General features: G+C 72.6%; 17 protein-coding genes and 3 tRNA genes. 14 read left to right on the forward strand and 6 right to left on the reverse strand.

Annotated features, from left to right (window positions below; translation table 11 throughout):
- Positions 1–4: 4 nt before the first annotated feature.
- Both paaK and paaI read right to left on the reverse strand, forming a co-directional pair.
- Entirely contained in the window at positions 5–1,387 is a 1,383-nt protein-coding gene (gene paaK / locus AAC944_RS12580) for a phenylacetate--CoA ligase PaaK (protein WP_368397163.1), read from the reverse strand.
- Positions 1,388–1,392: 5 nt separating this feature from the next.
- Entirely contained in the window at positions 1,393–1,770 is a 378-nt protein-coding gene (paaI, locus tag AAC944_RS12585; RefSeq protein ID WP_030618324.1) for a hydroxyphenylacetyl-CoA thioesterase PaaI, read from the reverse strand.
- A 127-nt stretch (positions 1,771–1,897) separates the two neighbouring features.
- On the opposite strand from paaI, the gene paaN reads away from it, so the two are divergent.
- The 10 genes from paaN (at position 1,898) to paaE (ending at position 12,341) form a co-directional block, all read left to right on the forward strand.
- Positions 1,898–3,661 carry a phenylacetic acid degradation protein PaaN gene (paaN, locus tag AAC944_RS12590; protein ID WP_438272797.1) on the forward strand — a complete coding sequence of 588 codons (1,764 nt, stop codon included), beginning with the start codon at positions 1,898–1,900 and terminating at the stop codon, positions 3,659–3,661.
- A 1-nt stretch (position 3,662) separates the two neighbouring features.
- Positions 3,663–4,901, forward strand: a complete 1,239-nt coding sequence (locus AAC944_RS12595; protein WP_030618330.1) for a thiolase family protein — start codon at positions 3,663–3,665, stop codon at positions 4,899–4,901.
- A complete protein-coding gene (locus tag AAC944_RS12600) occupies positions 4,898–5,770 on the forward strand; it encodes an enoyl-CoA hydratase/isomerase family protein (protein WP_078888710.1) in 873 nt (290 codons plus the stop codon). The genes AAC944_RS12595 and AAC944_RS12600 overlap by 4 nt, the downstream gene beginning before the upstream one ends.
- A gap of 68 nt (positions 5,771–5,838) precedes the next feature.
- Positions 5,839–6,648: a 3-hydroxyacyl-CoA dehydrogenase family protein gene (locus AAC944_RS12605; RefSeq protein ID WP_438272822.1), complete on the forward strand. Its 810-nt coding sequence runs from the start codon at positions 5,839–5,841 to the stop codon at positions 6,646–6,648.
- Positions 6,649–6,652: 4 nt separating this feature from the next.
- Entirely contained in the window at positions 6,653–7,834 is a 1,182-nt protein-coding gene (locus AAC944_RS12610; protein ID WP_368397164.1) for an enoyl-CoA hydratase/isomerase family protein, read from the forward strand.
- Between the two features lie 35 nt (positions 7,835–7,869).
- Complete coding sequence (paaA, locus tag AAC944_RS12615) at positions 7,870–8,892, forward strand: 1,2-phenylacetyl-CoA epoxidase subunit PaaA (RefSeq protein WP_051871974.1); 1,023 nt, start codon at positions 7,870–7,872, stop codon at positions 8,890–8,892.
- On the forward strand, positions 8,889–9,212 hold the full coding sequence (gene paaB, locus AAC944_RS12620) for a 1,2-phenylacetyl-CoA epoxidase subunit PaaB (protein ID WP_030618345.1): 324 nt from the start codon (positions 8,889–8,891) through the stop codon (positions 9,210–9,212). The genes paaA and paaB overlap by 4 nt, the downstream gene beginning before the upstream one ends.
- 248 nt (positions 9,213–9,460) lie before the next feature.
- A complete protein-coding gene (gene paaC / locus AAC944_RS12625) occupies positions 9,461–10,351 on the forward strand; it encodes a 1,2-phenylacetyl-CoA epoxidase subunit PaaC (protein WP_030618348.1) in 891 nt (296 codons plus the stop codon).
- Between the two features lie 356 nt (positions 10,352–10,707).
- Positions 10,708–11,226 (forward strand): 1,2-phenylacetyl-CoA epoxidase subunit PaaD, encoded by a 519-nt coding sequence (gene paaD, locus AAC944_RS12630; protein WP_030618350.1) that lies wholly within the window; start codon positions 10,708–10,710, stop codon positions 11,224–11,226.
- Entirely contained in the window at positions 11,226–12,341 is a 1,116-nt protein-coding gene (paaE, locus tag AAC944_RS12635) for a 1,2-phenylacetyl-CoA epoxidase subunit PaaE (RefSeq protein ID WP_030618352.1), read from the forward strand. The genes paaD and paaE overlap by 1 nt, the downstream gene beginning before the upstream one ends.
- 376 nt (positions 12,342–12,717) lie before the next feature.
- Here paaE and AAC944_RS12640 read toward each other — a convergent pair whose 3' ends face one another.
- Positions 12,718–12,954, reverse strand: a complete 237-nt coding sequence (locus AAC944_RS12640) for a hypothetical protein (protein WP_030618353.1) — start codon at positions 12,952–12,954, stop codon at positions 12,718–12,720.
- A 159-nt stretch (positions 12,955–13,113) separates the two neighbouring features.
- On the opposite strand from AAC944_RS12640, the gene AAC944_RS12645 reads away from it, so the two are divergent.
- From AAC944_RS12645 to AAC944_RS12655, 3 genes are all read left to right on the forward strand, one after another.
- A complete protein-coding gene (locus tag AAC944_RS12645) occupies positions 13,114–13,662 on the forward strand; it encodes a TetR/AcrR family transcriptional regulator (RefSeq protein WP_030618355.1) in 549 nt (182 codons plus the stop codon).
- A 112-nt stretch (positions 13,663–13,774) separates the two neighbouring features.
- Positions 13,775–15,985 (forward strand): MMPL family transporter, encoded by a 2,211-nt coding sequence (locus AAC944_RS12650; protein ID WP_051871975.1) that lies wholly within the window; start codon positions 13,775–13,777, stop codon positions 15,983–15,985.
- A 315-nt stretch (positions 15,986–16,300) separates the two neighbouring features.
- The gene (locus tag AAC944_RS12655; protein ID WP_030618361.1) at positions 16,301–17,512 is read left to right on the forward strand and encodes a cytochrome P450; all 1,212 of its coding nucleotides are present in this window, start codon (positions 16,301–16,303) and stop codon (positions 17,510–17,512) included.
- Between the two features lie 132 nt (positions 17,513–17,644).
- Here AAC944_RS12655 and AAC944_RS12660 read toward each other — a convergent pair.
- From AAC944_RS12660 to AAC944_RS12670, 3 genes are all read right to left on the reverse strand, one after another.
- Positions 17,645–17,721 (reverse strand) — tRNA-Ile (locus AAC944_RS12660).
- 257 nt (positions 17,722–17,978) lie between these two features.
- Positions 17,979–18,051: transfer RNA gene (locus AAC944_RS12665), tRNA-Asn, on the reverse strand.
- Between the two features lie 5 nt (positions 18,052–18,056).
- Positions 18,057–18,129, reverse strand: a tRNA-Asn gene (locus tag AAC944_RS12670).
- A 215-nt stretch (positions 18,130–18,344) separates the two neighbouring features.
- Here AAC944_RS12670 and AAC944_RS12675 point away from each other — a divergent pair.
- Positions 18,345–18,644 carry a hypothetical protein gene (locus AAC944_RS12675; protein ID WP_030618364.1) on the forward strand — a complete coding sequence of 100 codons (300 nt, stop codon included), beginning with the start codon at positions 18,345–18,347 and terminating at the stop codon, positions 18,642–18,644.
- The last annotated feature ends 54 nt before the right edge of the window (positions 18,645–18,698 follow it).

Below are 18,698 nucleotides of genomic sequence, written 5' to 3' on the forward strand. Positions count from 1 at the left end.
TCCCTCACTGTGCCACGGCGGGCGCCGTGGCCCCGGCTGAGCCCTTGTCCCGGAGGTCGACGATGCGCTTGATCTTGCCGACCGAGCGCTCCAGCGTCTCCGGGTCGACGACGTCCACGCTCACCGTCACGCCCACGCCGTCCTTGACGCCCTTGGCGATCGCCCCGGCGGCCGCAGCGCGCGCCTCCGTGGCGGCGTCGGCGCGCGCCTCGACCCGTACGGTCAGGTGGTCCATCCGGCCGCGCCGGGAGAGCTCCAGCCGGAAGTGCGGGGCGACCCCGGGGGTGCGCAGCACGATCTCCTCGATCTGGGACGGAAAAACGTTCACCCCGCGCAGGATGATCATGTCGTCGCAGCGTCCGGTGACCTTCGCCATCCGGCGGAAGGCGGGGCGCGCGGTGCCGGGCAGCAGCCGGGTGAGGTCGCGGGTGCGGTACCGGATGACCGGCATGGCCTCCTTGGTCAGCGAGGTGAACGTCAGCTCGCCCTCCTGGCCGTCGGGCAGCACCTCACCGGTCACCGGGTCGACGACCTCGGGAAGGAAGTGGTCCTCCCAGATGTGCAGCCCGTCCTTGGTGTCCACGCACTCCTGGGCCACGCCGGGGCCGATGACCTCGGACAGGCCGTAGATGTCGACCGCGTGGATGTCCATCCGCTCCTCGATCTCGCGGCGCATCTCCTCGGTCCACGGCTCGGCGCCGAAGATGCCGATCTGCAGCGAGGACGTGCGCGGGTCGATGCCCTGGCGCTCGAACTCGTCGAGGAGGGTGAGCATGTACGAGGGCGTGACGAGGATGACCTCGGGCCGGAAGTCCTGGATGATCTGCACCTGCCGGGCGGTCATGCCGCCGGAGGCGGGGATCACCGTGCAGCCCGCGCGCTCGGCCCCGTAGTGCGCGCCGAGCCCTCCGGTGAACAGTCCGTACCCGTAGGAGTTGTGCACCTTGTGGCCGGGCCGGCCGCCGGCCGCGCGGATCGAGCGGGCGAACACGTCCGCCCACATGTCCAGGTCGGCCTCGGTGTACCCGACGACGGTGGGGCGTCCCGTCGTCCCGCTGGAGGCGTGCACGCGCCGGACGTCCGCCATGGGCACAGCGAACATCCCGAAGGGGTAGGTGTCGCGCAGGTCGGCCTTGGTGGTGAAGGGGAAGCGCGCGAGGTCGGCGAGCGTACGGCAGTCCTCGGGGCGCACACCGGCCGCGTCGAACTTCTTGCGGTACAGCTCCACGTTCTCGTACGCGTGCCGCAGCGTGGCCTGGAGGTTCCTGAGCTGCTGCGCCCGGAGTTCGTCGCGGCTCAGCCGCTCGCCGGCGTCCAGGAGGTCCGCGGGAAGCGGGGTGCCGGTCCTCCGTGCCTCGCCCACCGCGGCCGTCAGGTTGCTGCCCATGCTGCTCATTCCTCCACACCTCGGATCACGCGGCTTCGCCCCCGGAACTCCGCGACGACTTCCTCACCCCGCCGGACGGTCACGTCGTATATGCCACTCCGTCCGTACCGCGCGCGCTCCTCGGCCCGGGCCAGCAGGACGTCCCCCTGCTTCGCCGGCGCCACGAAGGTCACGTCGGCGCCGGCGGCCACGGTCACCGGGCCGTGGCTGTTGCAGGCGCAGGCGAAGGCGGTGTCGGCGAGCAGGAAGAGGTAGCCGCCGTGGGCGATGCCGTGCCCGTTGACCATCGTTTCGCCGACGGTCATGCGGAGCAGTGCCGCCCCGTCATCGGCCTCCAGCAGTTCGATGCCGAGCCGCCGGGACGCCTGGTCCGCGGCGAACATCCGCTGGGCCGGACCGGAGTTTTCCACAGGCCATCAACCACCCTTGCTGCCCGACCGAACATTCGGTTAGCGTAACGACGCGGTTAAACAATCAGCATCTGAAGTGCCTGTCAAGAGGTGGACTTCCTTGTCCGAGAGCGTCATTGACCGAGCCGACGACCGATCCTCCCGTCGCGCCACTGACCGAGCCGAGTTCTTCATCCGCCACCAGGACCTGCTGGAGCAGGCCGTCGCCGCGGCCGGCGACCGGGACCACTGGTCCGCGTATCCGGAGTCGCCGAGCCCGAAGGTGTACGGCGAGGAGGCGGCGCCCGCGGGCGAGGCCGCGTTCCGCGCCCACCTGGGCAGCGTCTTCAAGCTCCCCGGCCATCCGCAGAGCGGCACGGTCGCCGTCGCCGAGCGCTCTCCGTACGGCCTGCCGCTGGACGTCGACTACCCGCGCGTGACGCCCGAGGAGGCGGTGGCCGCGGCGAAGGCGGCGGCCCCGGCCTGGCGCGCGGCCGGCCCGGACGCCCGCGCGGGCGTCGCCGCCGAGATCCTGTCCCGGCTGAACGCCGCGAGCTTCGAGATCGCGCACGCGGTGCACCACACGACGGGCCAGCCCTTCGTGATGGCGTTCCAGGCGGGCGGGCCGCACGCACAGGACCGCGGCCTGGAAGCGGTGGCGTACGCCTGGGCCGAGCAGAAGAAGCTCCCGGCCGTGACCCGCTGGACCAAGCCGCAGCGCAAGGGCGAGCCCCTGGTCATGGAGAAGACCTTCACGCCCGTGGGCCGCGGGGTGAACCTGCTGATCGCGTGCAACACCTTCCCGACGTGGAACGGCTACCCGGGCCTGTTCGCCGGCCTGGTCACGGGCAATCCCGTGATCGTCAAGCCGCACGCGGGCGCGGTGCTGCCGCTGGCGATCACCGTCCGGATCGCCCGTGAGGTGCTGGCCGAGGCCGGCTTCGACCCGGACGTGGTGCTGCTCGCCGCCGAGACCGCCGACCAGCGCACCGCCGCCGAGCTGGCGCTCCACCCGGACGTCCGGGTCGTCGACTTCACCGGCTCCAAGGAGTTCGGCAACTGGCTGGAGGAGCACGCCCGCCAGGCCGTCGTCTACACGGAGAAGGCCGGCCTGAACACCGTCGTGCTGGACTCCACCGACGACTACAAGGGACTGCTGCGCAACCTCGCCTTCTCGCTGTCCCTCTACAGCGGCCAGATGTGCACCACCCCGCAGAACCTCCTGGTGCCGCGCGACGGCATCCGTACGGACCAGGGCACCCGCACCGCGGCCGAGTTCGCCGAGGACCTGGCGGGCGCGCTGGACAAGCTGCTCGGCGATCCGCAGCGGGCGGCCGGCACGCTCGGCGCGCTCGTCAACGACGGTGTACGGGTGCGGCTTTCGGAGGCGGCGGGCGTGGGCCGGGCCGTGCACCCCTCGGAGACCGTCGCGCACCCCGAGTACGACGGCGCCACGCTGAGCACGCCGCACGTCGCGCTGCTGGACGCGGCCGCCGACGCCGGGACGTACACCCGGGAGTGGTTCGGCCCGGTCTCCTTCGTGATCGCCACCGACTCCACCGAACACAGCCTGCGGCTGTTCACCGAGACCGTCCGGGCGCACGGGGCGCTCACCGCCACCGTGCACGCCACCGGCGAGGACGTCCTGGAGGCCACCCGCGCCGCCGCCTTCGAGGCCGGCGTCCACCTCTCGGAGAACCTCACCGGCGCGGTCTTCCCCAACCAGACCGCCGCGTTCAGCGACTTCCACGGCAGCGCGGCGAACCCGGCCGCCTCCGCCACGCTCACCGACTCCGCCTTCATCACGGGCCGGTTCGACGTGCTCCAGTCCCGGCGCCACGTCGCCCCGGAGCCGGCCGGCACCACCGCCACCGAAGGGAACTGACGTGTCCGACGAGGTCTTCCTGGTCGACGGCGTCCGTACGCCGCAGGGCCGGTACGGCGGCGCGCTGGCCTCCGTACGCCCCGACGATCTGGCCGCTCTCGTGGTCGGCGAGGCGGTGCGCCGCGCCGGTGCTCCGGCCGAGGCGGTCGACGAGGTCATACTCGGCGCGGCCAACCAGGCCGGCGAGGACAACCGCGACGTGGCGCGGATGGCCGTACTGCTGGCCGGCCTGCCGCACACCGTGCCCGGGTACACCGTCAACCGCCTGTGCGCGTCCGGACTGACCGCCGTCGCCTCGGCCGCGCAGGCCATCAGGGCGGGCGAGGCGGACCTGGTCGTCGCGGGCGGCGTGGAGTCGATGACCCGCGCCCCCTGGGTCATGGCCAAGCCCGGCACGCCCTGGGCCAAACCGGGCGAGGTGCACGACACGTCGCTGGGCTGGCGGTTCACCAACCCCCGGTTCGCGGCGGCCGACCGCGAGGTGGCGGGGTCCGGGCCGGAGACCGCCAAGACGACGCTCTCCATGGGCGAGACCGCCGAGGAGGTCGCTGCCCTGGACGGCATCACCCGCGCCGAGTCGGACGCCTTCGCGCTCCGCAGCCATCAGCGGGCGGTCGCGGCGCAGGAGGCCGGCCACTTCGACCGCGAGATCGTCCCCGTGCCGGTCAAGGGCGGCAAGCACGGCACGGACACCGAGGTGACCCGCGACGAGGGCCCGCGCCCCGGCACCACCCTCGACAAGCTCGGCACGCTGCGCACGATCTTCCGCAAGGACGGCGTCGTGACGGCCGGTTCGTCCTCACCGCTGTCCGACGGCGCGGCCGCACTGCTGGTGGCGAGCGCCGACGCGGTCCAGCGGTACGGGCTGACGCCCCGGGCCCGCGTCGTCACCTCCGCCTCGGCGGGCCTCCAGCCGAACCTCATGGGCCTGGGACCGGTACCGGCCACGGAGAAGGCGCTCGGCCGGGCCGACTGGAAGCTCTCCGACCTGGACGCGATCGAGCTCAACGAGGCGTTCGCCGCGCAGTCGCTGGCCGTCGTCCGGCGGCTCGGCCTGGACGAGGAGAAGGTCAACGCCGACGGCGGCGCCATCGCCCTCGGCCACCCCCTCGGCTGCTCCGGCGCCCGCATCCTGCTGACCCTGCTCGGCCGCCTGGAGCGCGAGAACGCCCACCGGGGCCTGGCCACCCTGTGCGTCGGCGTCGGCCAGGGCGTCGCGATGCTGGTGGAGCGGGTATGAGCGGGACGGTGACGGCGGGGCCCGGCTCGGCCTCCGGTGCCTACGAGACGCTGCGCGTCGAGGAGCGGCACGACCGGGTCGTGGTGACCCTGTACCGGCCCGAGGCGCGCAACGCCATCAGCGGGCGGATGATCGCCGAACTGCACGCGGTCTGCGACCTGCTGGAGCGTGACCCGAGGCTGCTGCTGCTCACCGGGCACGGCGGCGTCTTCGCGGGCGGCGCCGACATCGCCGAACTGCTGCGCCGCGGCCGGGACGAGGCGCTGCAAGGCATCAACAGCCGGCTGTTCGAGCGGGTACGGCGGCTGCCGATGCCGACGGTGGCTGCGGTGGACGGCTGGGCACTGGGCGGCGGCGCCGAGCTGAGTTACGCCTGCGACATCCGGATAGCCGGGCCGGACGCGGTGTTCGGCAACCCCGAGCCGGGGCTGGGCATCCTCGCCGCGGCCGGTGCCTCCTGGCGGCTGCCGGAGCTGGTCGGCGAGTCGGTCGCCAAGCAGGTGCTGCTCGCCGGGCGGAACCTGGACGCGCCGGCGGCGCTCGCCGCGGGGCTCGTCATGGAGGTCGTCCCCGCCGACGAGCTGCTGGCGCGGGCGCATGCCGTACTGGACCGGATGGCGCGCTCCTCGGCGACCGCGCTGCGGCTGACCAAGCTCGTGATGGACGCACCCGGTGCGCATCCGGTCGCCGACGACCTCGCGCAGGCGGTGCTCTTCGAAGGGCAGGACAAGAAGGACCGGATGACGCGGTTTCTGGAGAAGCGGGGCCTGGAGAAGAGGGGCCCGGTGGAGAAGGGCCCGGTGGAGAAGGGCCCGGTGGAGAAGGGCCCGGCGGAGAAGGGCCCGGCGGAGAAGGGAGAGCGGTCGTGAGCGCGGCAGCGAAGGAGGCCGGGGTGAACGCGGCCCCGGAGACGGTGGGCGTGATCGGCGGCGGCCGGATGGGCGCCGGCGTCGCGCAGTCGTTCGCCGCGGCCGGCTCGCGGGTCACCGTCGTCGAGAGCGGTGCGGAAGCCGCGGCCGCCGCGCTGGACCGGGTGGCCACCGGGCTGGCTCGCGCCGCCGAGCGCGGCAGGCTCGCCGAGCCGGTGGAGGCGGTCCTGGCGCGGGTGACCACGGTCGCCTCCCCCGAGGAGCTGCCCGCCGATGCGGCGCTGGTCGTCGAGGCGGTGCCGGAGGACGCGGCCCTGAAGGCGAAGGTGCTGGCCGCGGCGGAGCGTGCGGTGTCCGACGACACCGTCCTGGCCACCAACACCAGCTCGCTGTCGGTCACGGAGCTGAGCACCGCGCTCAGCCGGCCGGCCCGCTTCCTCGGTATGCACTTCTTCAACCCCGTGCCCGCCTCCGCGCTGATCGAGCTGGTCGTCGCCCCGGACACCGCGGACGCCACCCTGGAGTCGGCGCTCGCCTGGACGCGTGCGCTCGGCAAGACCGATGTCGTGGTCAAGGACTCCCCCGGCTTCGCCAGCAGCCGGCTGGGCCTGGCGCTCGGCCTGGAGGCCGTCCGGATGGTCGAGGAGGGCGTGGCCGAGCCCGCCGCGATCGACGCCGCGATGAGCCTGGGCTACAAGCACCCCATGGGCCCCCTGAGGCTGACCGACCTGGTCGGCCTGGACGTACGCCTCGCCATCGCGGAGTACTTGCAGGCCACGCTGGGCGAACGGTTCGCGCCGCCCGCCCTGCTGCGCGAGAAGGTGGCCCGCGGCGAACTGGGCCGCAAGACGGGGCAGGGGTTCTACACATGGGAGTGAGCGAGTGAGCCCGGCAACGACGCCCGGCCGGTCGGAGGGGTTCGGTACGGGGAAGGCGATCGGTACGGAGGAGCCGGTCGGTACGGGTAAGTCGGTCGGTACGGATGATCTGGTCGGTACATCGGCGACGCCCGGTACGGAGGCGACGACCAGTACTCGGCCGACACCCGGTGCGGTGGCGGGGCACGGCCTGGCGGGGCACGGCGTGGCGTACCGGCTTCGGGACGGCGTGGCGGTGATCGAACTGGACCGTCCGGACGCGGGGAACGCTCTGGACACCGTCATGAAGCAGGACCTGCTCGCCGCGGTGCGCCGGGCGGCGGACGAGCGCGACGCGGTACGGGCCGTGCTGCTCACCGCCCGCGGCAAGGCGTTCTGCGTGGGCCAGGACCTCAAGGAGCACGCGCGGGCGCTGGAGGAGGGGCCGGTGGCGGCGTTCGCCACGGTCACCGAGGAGTACAACCCGGTCGTACTGGCGCTGCGTGCGCTCGCCCCGCCGGTCGTGGTGGCCGTCGAGGGGGCGTGCGTGGGCGCGGGCCTGGGGCTCGCGCTCTGTGCCGACATACGGGTGGTGGCCGCCGGAGCCCGGTTCGCCCCCGCCTTCACCGGTATCGGGCTGGCCGCCGACACGGGCCTGAGCGCGTCGCTGGCCGAGGCGGTGGGGCCGTCCCGGGCCGCCGGGCTGTTCCTGCTGGGTGACCGGTTCGGCAGCGACGAGGCGCTGGACTGGGGGCTGGCCCACCGCGTGGTTCCCGACGGTGCGGCCGCGGCCGAAGGGCTGGCGCTGGCCCGACGCCTCGCGGAGGGCCCGACCCTGGCGTACGCCGAGGTCAAGCGGCTGCTGCGGGATGCGCGGGCGCGGACACGCGGGGTACGGACACGCGGGGCGTGCTGGAGCGGGAGGCGGCGGCGCAGACGGCCCTCGGCGCGACGCACGACCATCAGGCGGCCGTCCGCTCCTTCCTCGCCCGCGAGTGCCCCGCCTTCGAAGGGCGCTGAGCGGAGGGAGCCGGCGGAGGACTGCCGACGGAAGGCTGCCGGCGGCCGGGGGGCACTGACGGTGCTCCGCCGAGCGCTGACGGTGCTCCGCCGGGCGCGGGACCGGGGCCCGGAATCCGGGCCCCGCGTCCGTTGCCACGAATCGCAAGACGCCTCTTGCCATACACGGCCGAATACACCAAACTGAGTAACCGAACGAACGGTCGGTTGGGAAGGATGGACATGCCAAGCTCTGCCTCCTCGTCGCCGGGCGACACCGCGGCGCCGCCCCCGGAGCAGGACCTCCAGGCGCACTTCGACCGCACCATCGCCCGCGATCAGCGCGTCGAGCCCCGGGACTGGATGCCGGAGGGGTACCGCAAGACGCTGATCCGGCAGATCGCCCAGCACGCCCACTCCGAGATCATCGGCATGCAGCCGGAAGGCGCGTGGATCACCCGCGCCCCCTCGCTGCGCCGCAAGGCGATCCTCTTCGCGAAGGTCCAGGACGAGGCGGGCCACGGCCTGTACCTGTACTCAGCGGCAGAGACCCTCGGCGCGGACCGCGACGACCTCACCCAGCGGCTGCTGGAAGGGCGGCAGAAGTACTCCTCGATCTTCAACTACCCCACCCCGACCTTCGCCGACGTCGGCGTGATCGGCTGGTTCGTGGACGGCGCCGCGATCTGCAACCAGGTGCCGCTGTGCCGCAGTTCGTACGGCCCGTACGCGCGGGCGATGGTGCGGGTCTGCAAGGAGGAGTCGTTCCACCAGCGGCAGGGTTACGAGCTGCTGCGGACGATGATGCGGGGCACGCAGGCACAGCGCGACATGGTGCAGGACGCGGTGGACCGCTGGTGGTGGCCGTCCCTGATGATGTTCGGCCCGCCGGACGACGACTCCCCGAACTCCGCGCAGTCGATGGCCTGGCGCATCAAGCGGCACTCCAACGACGAGCTGCGGCAGAAGTTCGTCGACATGACCGTGCCGCAGGCCGAGCTGCTCGGCGTCACCCTCCCCGACCCCGAGCTGAAGTGGAACGAGGAGCGGGGGCACCACGACTTCGGCACGCCGGACTTCGCCGAGCTGATGCGGGTCATCAAGGGCGACGGGCCGTGCAACGCCGAGCGGATGGCCCGGCGCCGCGCGGCCCACGAGGAAGGCGCCTGGGTGCGCGAAGCAGCGGCGGCGCACGCCGCCAAGCAGGCCCGCCGGGGACAGCCGGCCGAGCGGGCCCGCCAGGACGAGAAGGAGCACGCCGCATGAGCGGGACGCAAGAGACACAGGAGGCGCGGGGCGGCACCCAGGGCCGGTGGCCGCTGTACGAGATCTTCGTACGGAGCAAGCGCGGGCTGAATCATGTGCATGTCGGGTCGTTGCGCGCCGCCGACGACCGGATGGCGCTCACCCACGCCCGGGACCTCTACACCCGCCGGAACGAGGGTGTCTCCATCTGGGCGGTGCGCAGCGACGACATCGCGGCGTCCACGCCGGACGAGAAGGATCCGTTCTTCGAGCCCAGCGGCGACAAGGTCTACCGCCACCCGACGTTCTACGACATCCCGGCGGACGTCCCGCACATCTAGCCCGCCCGGCCACCCGCACACCAGCCGAAGCCCGCCCGGCGACCCGTCCGGCCGGCAACCCACCCGGCCGGCAGTCGTCCCGACCGACAGCCGCCCGGCTGACAGCCCGCTCGGCCGACAGCCCGCTCGGCCGACAGCCCGCTCGGCCGACAGCGTCACCAATCCGATCAGTTCGATCAGTCCGTTCCCTTCAGTCCGTTCCCTTCAGTCCGTTCCTTCTGACCGGCCCGACCAGGAGCAGCAAAGACATGGCAGCCGACATCAGTGAAGCTCACGACGCGGCCGACGACCACGTGTACCTCTCACTGGCCGACGGCGACGAGGGCGACGCCCGCTGGGCCTTCGGCACGGGCTTCGCCGACCCGCTGCACGGCGTGCCGACGGCACTGCCCGAGGGCGTGGACCCCGCGGTGCTGGCCGCGGTCTGCGTGGCCCTCGGGGACGACGCGCTGATCAGCGCGCAGCGGCTGGCCGAGTGGTGCACCCGCGCCCCCGAGCTGGAGGAGGAGATGGCGCTCGCCAACATCGGCCTCGACCTGCTCGGCCAGGCCCGGCTGCTGTACGCCCGCGCCGGGCAGGCCGACGGCACGGGCCGGGACGAGGACGCGTACGCCTACTTCCGCGACGCCGCCGACTTCCGCAACATCCGCCTGGCCGAGCTGCCCCGCGGCGACTTCGCGTGCTGCGTCGGGCGGCTGCTGGTGCAGTCCGCATGGCGGCTGGCCCTCTTCGAGCGGCTGGCCGGCTGCGCGGACCCGGTGCTGGCGGCGGTGGCCGCCAAGGGCGTCAAGGAGCTGACGTACCACCGGCAGTACGCGGCGGAGTGGGTCGTCCGGCTCGGCGACGGCACCGAGGAATCGCACCGGCGCATGCAGGCGGCCTGGACGGAGCTGGCCCCCTGGCTGGACGAACTGTACGCCGACCGGACGGCCGAGGCCTTCGGCGCGCCCGCGGCGGACGTGGCCGAGGCGACCCGCGCGGTGCTCGGGCAGGTGGCCGCTGCCGCCGGGCTGACGGCCCCCGAGCAGGTCACCGCCGTACCGGGTTCCGGCCGTGCCGGGGACCGTACGGAGCATCTGGAGCCGCTGCTCGCGGAGTTGCAGGAGGTCGCCCGCGCCCATCCGGAAGCCGCGTGGTGACGATGGGCACGACATCGCACAGCGCTGCCGCGCACCGCACGGCACAGCACGGCACGGCGGCCGACCGGACGGCGGCGCAGGACACCGCTGCCCGCCCCACGGCGCCGCAGGCCACCGCCGCCGAGCGGGCGACGGTGCCGGACACCACGACCCGCCGTACGGCACCGCACGCCACCGCCGCCGACCAAGCGACGCCGCAGGGCATAGCTGCTCACCCCACGGCGCACGCCACCGCCGCCGACCGGGCAACGGCGCAGGACACAGCGGCTCAACCCACAGCACCGCACGCCACCGCCGCCGACCGGGCAACGCCGCAGGGAGCCACGGCCGGCCGAGTGGCGGCGCACAAGGGGGCGTTGCGCGTAGCTCCGGAAGCGGTGGCGTCCCGTGCCGAGCGGATCGCCTCCGAGGTGGTGGACCCCGAGCTGCCCATGCTCACCCTCGCCGAGCTGGGCGTGCTGCGCGGCGTCGAGGTGGCCGGGGACGGCTCGGTCACCGCCACCCTGACCCCGACCTACTCCGGCTGCCCGGCCATGGCCGAGATGCGGGCCACGCTCGCGGCCCGGCTGCGCGCCGCCGGGTACGCCGACGTCCGCATCGAGACGGTGCTGGACCCGCCGTGGACGACGGACTGGATCTCCGACGAGGGCCGCCGCAAGCTCGCCGAGCACGGCATCGCCCCGCCGGGCCCCGCACCGCGCCACTCCGGAGGCCCGGTACTGCTGGACCTCTCGCCGACCCGCCGGGCCGTGCCCTGCCCGCACTGCGGCTCCGCCGACACCGAGGAGCTCTCCCGCTTCGGCGCCACCTCCTGCCGGGCGCTGCGCCGCTGCCGCAGCTGCCGGGAACCGTACGAGCACGTCAAGGAGATCTGATGACCGCCCCCACCGCGCCTGCCTCGCCCGCCCAGGCGGCGGCCCCGGCCCGCCGGCGTCCGGCGTTCCACTCCCTCCGCGTCGCCGCCGTCGAGCCGCTGACCGAGGACTCCGCCGCCGTCAGCTTCGACGTACCGGAGGAGCTGGCCGGGGAGTTCGCGTTCGCGCCCGGCCAGTCGCTCACCCTCCGGCGGGAGATCGAGGGCCGCGACGAGCGCCGCTCGTACAGCATCTGCGCACCGGCCGGTGCCGCCCCGCGTATCGGTGTCCGGGTCGTGCCCGGCGGGCTGTTCTCGTCCTGGCTGGTCAACGACGTACGCCCCGGGGACACGGTCGAGGTGATGGCGCCCACCGGCTTCTTCACGCCGGATCTCACCGTCCCCGGCCATCATGTGCTGATCGCGGCCGGCTCCGGCATCACCCCGATGCTGTCCATCGCCGCGTCCGTGCTGGCCGCCGACGACACCTCGCGCGTCACGCTCTTCTACGGCAACCGCCGTACCGCCACGGTGATGTTCGCCGATGAGCTCGCCGACCTGAAGGACCGTTTCCCCGCTCGCTTCCAGCTCGGCCACGTGCTCTCCCGCGAGCCCCGCGAGGCCGAGTTGCTCTCCGGACGCCTGGACGCGGACCGCCTCTCCGCCCTCATCGGTGCACTGGTCGACGTGGCCGACGCCGACCACTGGTGGCTGTGCGGCCCGCACGGGATGGTCCGCGACGCGCAGCAGGTACTGTCCGGCCTCGGGGTGCCCGAGGGCCGCGTCCACCAGGAGCTGTTCTACGCCGACGACGAGCCGGTCCGGGAGACCCGGCACGAAGAGGGCACGGCCGACGGGCCGGTCAGCGAGGTCACCATCACCCTCGACGGCCGTACGACCACCTCTCCGCTCCCCCGCGACCGCGCCATACTGGACGGCGCCCAGCAGGCCCGCCCGGACGTCCCGTTCGCCTGCAAGGGCGGCGTCTGCGGCACCTGCCGCGCACTGATCCGCGAGGGGGAGGCCGACATGCGCCGCAACTTCGCCCTGGAGACCAACGAAGTCGAGGCCGGTTACGTCCTCACCTGCCAGACCTTCCCGGCCTCCGACACCCTGACGGTCGACTTCGACAGCTGAGAGCCGGCTTCGACACCCCGGCGCTCGGCTTCGACAGCTGAGAGTCGGCTTCGACACACCGGCGCTCGGCTTCGACGCCCCGGCGGTCGGCTTCGACGACCCGGCGGTCGGCTTCAACGACCGACCGCCCACTCCGACGGCCGACCGGCCGATGACTCCGGAGCAGCGCACCCTCCCAAGACCGGCGGGACCTTCCCCGGCCGGCGGGTCCTTCCAAGACCGGTGGGATCTTCCAGGGCCGACGGGACCTTCCAGGGCCCGCACGACGCAGGTGGCGTCAACCGACGACCCCCGTCAACCGACGACGCCCATCAACCGACGACGCCCATCAACCGATGGCCTCCGTCAACCGATGAGCCCGTCACCCGACGCCCCGTCAGGCGACAACCCCCGTCAGGTCCTCGGCCGCATGGCGTTTGATGCGGCAGACGCCGTTGACGGCCTTGACCGGGATGTCGAGGACGTGGACGTCCTGCAGCTCGCACGGGTCGCGCTGTACGTCGGCCGCCCCGTGACCGGCGGCCTCCGCGTCGCCCGGTGTGGCCACGTTTCCGGCGAGCGCCGCCGCGGCGATCGAGACGGCGACGGTGGCGTAACTGAGCCGAGCGCGCATGGCTTTCCTCCAGCACAAGATCATCGGACGCCCCGTCAACGGCGCGGCCCGGCGGAAAGTTACGTCACCCCACAAAGCGAGCAAAGGTGACGCACCTCACGCGCCGACTCGCTGACCGATCGGTCAGCTCTGACCGATCGGTCAGTTACGGTGTTGCGCATGCCACGTCCTGCTTCCGCGCTCCGCGGGCACATCCTCGAATCGGCGTTGCACCTGTTCGCCACCCGCGGCTTCAAGGGCACATCGCTGCACGACATCGCCACCCTCGTGGGCTGTTCGAAGGCGTCCCTGCTGTACCACTTCACCAGCAAGGACGCGATACTGACCGAGCTGCTCACCCCGGCCGGCGAAGGCCTCACCGCGCTCGACGAGCAACTGGCCGGCCTGACGGGCGAGGAAGCCGCCCGTGCCGCCGTGACCGGTTACATCGACCTCGCCCTGCGCTTCCGGCGCGAGCTGAAGGTCCTGTTCGAGGACATCCCCGCGATGACCAGCCACCCGGCGCTGGGCATCTGCCCGGGGACCGTCGACCGGCTGCTGGACGCCCTGGCGGGCCGCTCGGCGGAGCACTCGGACGTCGTCGCGGCGTACATGGTCCTGGGCGCCGTCTTCATCACCGGCGCCAGCGATGTGGACGTACCGGACGAGGAGTTGCGTACGCATCTGATCCGGGGCGCCCTGCGGACGCTCGGGCACGCCCCTCGCTGATCCACTGATGATCCACGACGTCGCTGCTGATCCACGATGCCACTGCCGACCCACGACGTCACTGCTGACCCACGACGCCACTGCTGATCCACGACGAGAGACACCTCCTGCTATGGCTTCTCTGCTCTACCGGCTCGGCCGGTTCTCCTTCCGCCGACGGGGACGAATAGTCGCCGTGTGGCTGATCCTGCTCGCGGTACTCGGCGGGGCGGCCGCCTCGTTGATGGGGCCGACCACCGACAAGTTCACGATGCCCGGCACCGAGTCGCAGCGCGCACTGGACTCGCTCCGCGAGCAGTTCCCGCAGGCCAGCGGCGTCACCGGCACCATCGTCATCGCCGCGCCGAAGGGCGAGAAGCTCGCCCCGGCGGCGGTCGCGCCGGTGGTGCGGGAAGCCGCCGACGTACCCGGCGTCATCGGCGCCGTCGACCCCTTCAAGGCCCGCTCCGTCTCCCCCGACGGCCGGTACGCCCTGGTCCAGGTCCAGTTCGACACCACCGCCGACAAGGTCACCGACGCCCAGCGCACGGCGTACGAACACGTCGGGGAGTCCGCGAAGGACCTGCGGGTCGAGCACGGCGGTGACGTACTGAACGCCAAGGTGGAGGTCGGCTCGACCGAGGTGCTCGGCGTCCTGGTCGCGGCGGTGGTGCTGGTCATCACCTTCGGCTCCCTGGTCGCGGCCGGTATGACCCTGCTGAACGCGCTGATCGGCGTCGGGGCGGGCATGGCGGGCCTGTACGCACTCAGCGGCGTCGTGGAGCTGACCAGTACGGCACCCATCCTGGCGCTGATGCTCGGCCTGGCCGTCGGCATCGACTACTCGCTGTTCCTCACCTCCCGCTACCGCCAGTACCTCGCCGAGGGCCACGAGGCCGAGGAGGCCGCGGGCCGCGCGACCGGCACCGCCGGATCGGCCATCGTCTTCGCCGGCGCCACCGTCGTCATCGCGCTGGCCGGGCTCTCCGTCGTCCGTATCCCCTTCCTCACCGTCATGGGCCTGGCCGCGGCGGGCACGGTCGCGATCGCCGTCCTGGTGGCGCTGACGCTGCTGCCCGCGGCGCTCGGCTTCGCGGGCCGCCGGCTGCTGCCGCGCAAGCAGCGCACCGGCGGGGCCACCGCGCCCGCGCGTGAGGGCTTCGGCTTCCGCTGGGGCCGGTTCACCACCCGGCTGCGCATCCCGCTCCTGCTGGTCGGCATCGTCGGGCTGGGCGCGCTGGCCCTGCCGGCGCAGGACATGCGCCTGGCCCTGCCAGGTGCCGGTACCGCCGCCGAGGGCTCGTCGACCCGGGAGGCGTACGACCTGACCACCGAGGGCTTCGGGCCGGGCTTCAACGGCCGGCTGATCGCCGTGGTCAACGGCGACGACGCCGCGGCGACCGGCGCAGCGGCGAAGCGGACCATGCAGCTGATCAAGAGCACCGACGGCGTCCTCACCGTCGCCCCGCCGCAGCTGAACGAGCGCGGTACCACCGCCCTGCTGACCATCATCCCGAAGACCGGTCCCACCGACGCGGCCACCGAGGACACCGTCCACGACATCCGCGAACGCGTCGCCGACGTCAAGGGCGCCACCGTGGCCCTGTCCGGCGCCACCGCCCTGGGCATCGACATCTCCGAGAAGCTCGCCGACGCGCTGCCGGTCTACCTGCTGCTCGTCGTCGGCCTGTCGATCCTGCTGCTCATGCTGGTGTTCCGGTCCTTCCTGGTGCCGCTCAAGGCGGCGCTGGGCTTCCTGATCACCGTCGGGGCCACGTTCGGCATCACCGTGGCCATCTTCCAGCAGGGCCACCTGGCCGACGCGTTCGGCATCGACACGCCCGGGCCGCTGGTGAGCTTCCTGCCGGTCCTGCTCATCGGCATCCTCTTCGGCCTCGCCATGGACTACGAGGTCTTCCTCGTCTCGCGCATGCGGGAGGACTTCGTGCACGGCGCCACGGCCCAGCAGGCCACCGTCAGCGGCGTGGGCCACAACGCGCGCGTCGTGACCGCGGCGGCGCTGATCATGTCCGCGGTGTTCGGCGGCTTCGTGTTCATGGAGGACCCGATCATCAAGTCGATCGGCTTCGCCCTCGCCGTCGGCGTGCTCATCGACGCGTTCGTCGTCCGCATGACCCTCGTACCGGCCGTGATGTCGCTGCTCGGCCGGGGCGCCTGGTGGCTGCCGCGCGCCGTCGACCGTGCCCTGCCCGACTTCGACATCGAGGGCGAGAAGCTGCAGCGGCAGCTGGCCGGCCGGCGTTCCGGGGAGTCTTCCGACGACGCGGAACAGGCGCCGGAGTCGGCGGAATCGGCTGAATCGGCGGAGTCGGCCAAGGTCTGACCGCAGACGACGGTCCGGCTTCCCGCGGGGCGACCGCAGACGACGGCCCGGCCCCCTGCAGGGTGACCGCAGACGACGGTCCGGCCCCCGCGGGGCCGGACCGTCGTGGTCGCTGAAGGCCGGGCGGCAGCGGTGGGGACACCTGTCGCCGCTGGTGCCGGAAGGGGCATGACGTGCTCTCGTGACTGCTCCGGGCCCCTTCCCGTGTCTCCCGGCGGTGGGCACCGTGGGAGTGGTGGCCAGGCGCGGCCGCCGTCGCCGGCTGCGCGTCCGGCCCCAGGGAAGCTGTCGCCCTCGCTTTTCCGGAGCGTTCTCATGAGCACCCTCACTGACCTTCCCGCCTACCCCGCCGCGCGCAGCGGCGCCTGCCCCTTCGACCCGCCCGCCGCCTACGCCGACTGGCGCGCGGCACAGGGGCTGCAGCGCGTACGCCTGTGGAACGGTGCCACCGCCTGGGTGGTGACCCGGTACGAGGACATCAAGGCCGCGCTGAGCGATCCGCGGATCAGCGCGGACGCCACCCGCCCCGGCTTCCCCTGGCTGACCGCCGGCGGTCCGGGGAGCCTGCTGGCCAAGAGTTTCCTGCGGATGGACGATCCCGAGCACGCCCGGCTCCGCCGCATGGTCGTCAAGGACTTCACGGCCAAGCGGGTCCGGGAACTGACCCCACGGATCCAGCGGCTGACGGACGAACTGCTCGACCGCATGGCTCGCGGACCGCAACCGGCCGACCTCGTGGCGGAGTTCGCGCTGCCCCTGCCGTCGCTGGTGATCTGCCTGCTGCTCGGCGTGCCTTACGAGGATCATGAGTTCTTCCAGGAGAACAGCCGCCGGACCATCACCGTGACGGCCACGGCCGAGGAGTCGCAGGCCGCCTCGGCCGCCCTCCACGACTACCTGCGGGATCTGGTGGTCCGCCTGGAGCGCGAGCCGGGGGACGGCCTCATCGGCCGCCTGGTCACGGAGCGGGTGCGCACCGGGGAGCTGACCCGCGAGGACGTGATCCGTACGGCCTTGCTGCTGCTGTTCGGCGGCCATGAGACCACCGGCAACATGATCGCCCTGGGCACGCTGGCCCTCCTCCGCCACCCCGACCAGCTGAGCCGTATACGGGACACCGAGGACCCTGATGTGATCGCGGCCGCGGTGGAGGAGCTGTTGCGCTACCTGTCGGTCGTGGAGAACTCGGTCGCCCGGGTGGCCGTCGCGGACCTCACCCTCGGCGGCCGGCACGTACGCGCCGGGGAGGGACTGTTCATGAGCCTGCCCGCAGGCAACCGGGACGCGGCCTGCACTCCGCTGCCCGACACCCTGGACACCGCCCGCGACGCACGCGATCATCTCGCCTTCGGCTACGGGAGCCACCAGTGCCTCGGCCAGCTCCTGGCCCGCGCGGAACTCACGGTGGCCCTGCCGGCCCTGCTCCGCAGGCTGCCGGGCCTCCGGCTGGCGGTGCCGGTCGAGGAGGTGCCCTTCCGGCTGGACACCCTGATCTTCGGCACCTATCGCCTGCCGGTCGCGTGGTGATCAGTCGAACAGATACCGCGCGACCCGCGCTCAAGACGTCCGCGGATCCGTGCCTACGGTGACGCCACGGGTGCCCGGATCGGGCCGCAGCCGGCGACCTGACCGTCCTCGCAGGTCGCATCGATTTTGCTGTGGTGGGGCGGGTGGGACTCGAACCCACGGCCGACGGATTATGAGTCCGCTGCTCTAACCGGCTGAGCTACCGCCCCCGACACGGCGCGCCGCGCACATTTGTGCGCGCCGTCTGCCGCAGCATAGCCGCTCATACGATCTGCTGCCCGCGCGGGTGGCTGCCGAACGCGGAGCGGACTGCCGCGTGCGGTCGTGAAGACTGCGATCACCCACCGTTCGGTTCCACCCAGAGGATCACTCTTTGGAGTGGCCGGGGTGTTCGATTTCTGGGCGGTCCGCCGCCGTCGGGCGCCGACACGAAAAAGGACCCCTCGCGGGGTCCTCCTTCTTCCTGCTCCCCCGACTGGACTCGAACCAGTAACCCTCCGGTTAACAGCCGAATGCTCTGCCAATTGAGCTACAGGGGACTGCGCTCCCCCGACTGGACTCGAACCAGTAACCTGCCGGTTAACAGCCGGCTGCTCTGCCAATTGAGCTACAGGGGAATGCTCTGTGTGCCTCGAATGCACTCCGGTCCGGGCTTCCGGACGGCGTGCGCTCGCTGCGACACATACATTAGCGCAAGCAGGGGGGTGCTTCGCCAATCGGTATGGCCACGGGTGATCAGCCGGGCCGCGGGTAGACGGAGTGCAGCCCGGCGACTGACCGCTTCGACGGCGGGTACCGGAGAGCGGGAACGACCAGACAGAAGGGTGGAGCGATGCGCTACCGGCTCACGTTCATCGCGGGACTGGCCATCGGATACGTGCTCGGCACGCGGGCCGGGCGGGAGCGGTACGAACAGCTGCGCAAGAGTGCCCAGCGGGTCGCGCAGAACCCCGCAGTCCGCAACACCGCGGAGTCCGCAGCGCAGACCGGCCGGCAGGCCGCGACCAAGGCGTACGACGCGGTATCGGCCAAAGTCGGCGACAAGATGCCGAACTCCGTGACGGACCGCGTGCGTTCGCTCCGCGAGCAGCGCTCGGGCACGGACGACGACTGGGGCACCAGCAACACCTGAGCCTGCCCGCCGGGAGCGCCCGGCCGGACCCGCCGGTCTCCCCGGGCCGCCGCA

This window comes from Streptomyces sclerotialus (assembly GCF_040907265.1).
GTDB classification, from domain to species: Bacteria; Actinomycetota; Actinomycetes; order Streptomycetales; family Streptomycetaceae; genus Streptomyces; species Streptomyces sclerotialus.